Origin of the sequence: Caballeronia sp. (assembly GCF_049581465.1) — a bacterium.
Taxonomy (GTDB): Bacteria; Pseudomonadota; Gammaproteobacteria; order Burkholderiales; family Burkholderiaceae; genus Caballeronia.
Window position 1 is genome coordinate 1 of record NZ_JBAUSA010001028.1, and the last position, 2,799, is coordinate 2,799.

Genomic DNA, 2,799 nt, shown 5'->3' on the forward strand with positions numbered 1-2,799 from the left:
GGACTGGATGCGGTTACACGGAGCCTCGCGATGGAATACGTAAAGCATGGTATACGTGTGAACGCCGTTGCTCCTGGCGTCGTGGATACTCCGATGCACAAGAATCATCCGAAGGACTTTCTGAGGACGTTGCAACCAATGGGGCAGATTTCCAGTGTGTCGGACATTGTCGACGCCATTCTTTATCTGACTGAAGCAAGCCAGGTAACCGGGGAGGTGCTTCACGTTGACGGCGGTGCGCACGTTGGTAAGTGGTAGCCCGTGACAAAGTTGGGCAAACGACGGCTGAGCAGCGGCTGAAGGCACTTGGCATCAAGCTCCCAGCGCCGCCTGAGCCATTCGGCACGTACGTTGAAGCAGTGCAGACCGGCAATCTGCTATTTCTTAGCGGGATGTTGCCCACCGAGGGACGCGGAGCAAAAATCGTTGGGCGCGTTGGCGCGGAGCTCGATGTTGAAGCTGGACGCGAGGCGGCGCGCCTCGCGGCGCTGAATGCGCTTGCAGTCGCGAAAGAATATCTGGAATCGCTCGACAGGGTGACACGGGTTGTTAGGCTCGGCGTTTCGGTCGCGACCTCCGGAGATGTGCGCGATCAGCCAAAAGTCGCCGACGCCGCCTCGGAGCTCCTCCAAGATGTCTTTGGAAAGGACAAAAATCCCAGCCGGCTGGTCTATGGTGTCGCCAGCCTGCCGCTGGGCTCGCCGGTGGCGCTGGAGGTAATTTTCGAGGTGACGGGATGAGGGACAGATGCCAATCGGAGGAAGTCTCCCTCGACAACCGCGATAAGAGATTGTCTTTTCACGCCGCTATCCTTTGGCTCGACCTCGGTACGCCGAGCCAAGAACGACAGTTGTTGCATGTAATGAGACGTAAACGATAATATACGAGCGTGCGACAACTGATCAGGATATCGCTAGGGCTTAAGCACCGCGACCATCTTGACTAGGTCAGCCAAACTGCGCGCAGCCATTTTGCGCATCGCAGCGCCCCGGTGAATTTTTACCGTAAACTCTTGTATCCCGAGATCCCCTGCGATCTGCTTGTTCATCTTTCCGGTGGTCACCAGCAGCATCACTTCCCGCTCACGTGGGGTGAGCGTTCCAAGCCGCTGCTGTATCTGCGAAACATTGAACTGAACGACGCGGAGCTGTCGATCACGCTCGATGGCGCTGACGACGGCGTCAATCATGTCCTGGTCCTCGAAGGGTTTGGGAAGAAAGTCCACCGCACCGCGCTTCATTGCGCGTACCGACATGGGAATGTTGCCGTAGCCACTCATAATGACGACTGGCAACAGCACACCCATCTCCCTTAGTCGGGCGTGAAAATCCAATCCATTCATGTCGGGTAGGCGAATATCCAATACGATGCATCCCGGTCTATCTTGGAGTGCTGACGCCATAAAATCTTGCGCCGTGGCGTATGTTCGGGTTTCTAGCTTTACCGAGTCAAGCAGACCCTCTAGCGCGTCCCGCATCGACGCGTCATCATCTACGATACGCACAAGCGGCTTTTCGTTAGGTTGGGACGGCATCGCCAGGCACCATCGGCTAACACCAAAAAAAAACAATATCACAGCGGAGGTCCCTCCGGGGATCAAACCTAGGTATGAGTGGAGTCCGCCCGTTATCTGCAGAGCGCCATGCTCCAAGGGTTCCAGGCGACACTTTTCAATTGCCGAGATCCTGCCTTTGGCTGCGGCGGCACCGATCGAAAATCGTGACCTCCGGAAGATCGCCGATCTGTCTTCACGTCCGCGACCAAGACCTCTAAAATGCTTCGCGCGACAAAATGTCCTGTTCCCTAACGTCACCGCGCGCAGGGGTCGAGGCGCTCAAGTGCCTCGAAAAATGTGCGCGGCCGCGTTTGCCGGCGCGGTACACCTCGTTAGTCCGAGCCACATTTGGTAGAGGCGGTGCGCCCCGTGCTGTTCGGATCAGCGACGCTGATCGAATGGCACGGCATCTACATCCAGGCGATCAACTGTCCTCCGACTGCGCTGCGTTGCCGCTGATCGCTCCGCCGTCGCAATATACCGACGCCGATATCGGATGTCTGGTGCAGATGCCGACGGAGATCTGGAGCGCGGCATCGCCAAGGCTGCCGGCGGGCCCGTTCTACTCGGATCTCGGGATGAATAGACTACCACCAAGGCATGAAGCGCAATCCATCTCTGTAGAATTACCGAGAGCATCCTCCGGGTCTACTTTGTTGAGACACAAAACGCACAAGGCGAGGCGCGATTGCCTCGACACGGCGTTCAACCAACGGAGATTAAGATGCGAAAGACAGTTCTCACCGTTCTCGGCACGTTGTTGATTGCAGTATCGGGAATTCAGGTGGCCACCGCGTCGGAGCGCCACACGCGCCGATCGTATGACGAGTCGAATTTCCGCGGTTCGTATAATCAGCTGAGCGGGCCATCTTATGCCATCCCGCAAACACGGGCGGGCCGGAACATCGAGAATTTTGGCTTCAGTGGAAGGGACCCGTCAAGAGTGGGTGGCTGGGACCCGTCTCTCAACCCCTCCGGCAGTTAGAGTCTTGATGAGGCGTTCCATCTCAACGCAGCGTTACCTCACCCTGAGACGGGTGGGGTAACCGCATGATTGCGTTCACGGCTTGATCAGTAGGGTTTGTGATCCCTGATCGAGAAACCATCCAACCAGCGGAGATTGACATGCGAAAAATAGCTCTCACTATTCTCGGTGCATTGCTAATCGCCGGATCGGCGCCACAAAATGCCACAGCGTCTGAGCATCACGCTCAAAATGCGCGCCGTGCGCGCGCAGCCATAGG

At 57.1% G+C, this 2,799-nt stretch carries 3 protein-coding genes; 2 read left to right on the top strand and 1 reads right to left on the bottom strand.

Annotated features, from left to right (window positions below; translation table 11 throughout):
* Both WCA53_RS25105 and WCA53_RS25110 read left to right on the top strand, forming a co-directional pair.
* On the top strand, nucleotides 1-258 hold a 258-nt coding region (locus WCA53_RS25105), incomplete at its 5' end, for an SDR family oxidoreductase (protein ID WP_423916791.1).
* Entirely contained in the window at nucleotides 252-740 is a 489-nt protein-coding gene (locus tag WCA53_RS25110) for a RidA family protein (protein ID WP_423916794.1), read from the top strand. The genes WCA53_RS25105 and WCA53_RS25110, both read left to right, overlap by 7 nt.
* Nucleotides 741-913: 173 nt before the next feature.
* Here WCA53_RS25110 and WCA53_RS25115 read toward each other — a convergent pair whose 3' ends face one another.
* Nucleotides 914-1,504 (bottom strand): response regulator transcription factor, encoded by a 591-nt coding sequence (locus tag WCA53_RS25115; RefSeq protein ID WP_423916796.1) that lies wholly within the window; start codon nucleotides 1,502-1,504, stop codon nucleotides 914-916.
* Nucleotides 1,505-2,799: the final 1,295 nt, after the last annotated feature.